An 818-nucleotide genomic window follows, 5' to 3' on the forward strand; every position below is an offset into this window, starting at 1 on the left:
AATCAGCATAAATGGTGTTCCGCAGCTATAAATCTAAAAAAATACTAAAATATTGATTATCAGCGATGAAGGTGTTCCGGCCGTTCCAGTGTTCGGGGGCGTTCCGGTGGAACACCTGCTGTTATATATTGCCTGGCAGTTCATTCCAGCTACTACATTGGCCTTTCACGCAAACGTTATCGTAGATTGTTTCAAATAACGTTTCCAACTTGAAATAATGATGTGTAATTTGCCGGTCAAACTACAATACCATTAACCTATAGTGAATAATTTAGAAGAAACATTCAGATGGTTTGGCCCTGCCGATCCGGTTACATTAACAGCTATTGCTCAATCTGGTGCTACAGGGGTAGTTACCGCGCTTTACCACATTCCGGTAGGTGAAATTTGGGGGCTCGACGAAATAATCCAACGTAAAACAATTATTGAAGAGGCCGGATTAAGCTGGTCTGTTGTGGAAAGCGTTAATATTCATGAGAGTATTAAAACCGCATCTGCCGACAGGGACAAGTATATTGAAAACTACGTCAGCACCCTTCAGAATTTAGCAAGTGCAGGGATTACAACCGTATGCTACAACTTTATGCCCGTTTTGGATTGGACACGTACCGATCTTGACTACCTGTTACCCAACAAGGGAACGGCTTTAAGATACGATGCAAAAGCGCTGGCCGCATTTGATCTGTACATATTGGAACGCAATGGCGCCCGGGATGATTACAGCAGCGCACAGCAACAAATAGCCAAACAGTATCTTGAAAGCATTACTACTGAGGAAAGAACGCAACTCATCAATAACCTGATGGCCGGCCTTCCTG

1 protein-coding gene is annotated in these 818 nt (G+C 43.4%); it reads left to right on the forward strand.

Features of this window, described 5'->3' with window-relative positions; genetic code table 11:
- Positions 1 to 262: 262 nt before the first annotated feature.
- Positions 263 to 818, forward strand: a 556-nt coding sequence (gene uxuA / locus AC1DPZ_RS28295; RefSeq protein WP_477409810.1) for a mannonate dehydratase, incomplete at its 3' end; no start/stop codon positions are given.

The organism is Mucilaginibacter sp. P4_G9, assembly GCF_056400985.1.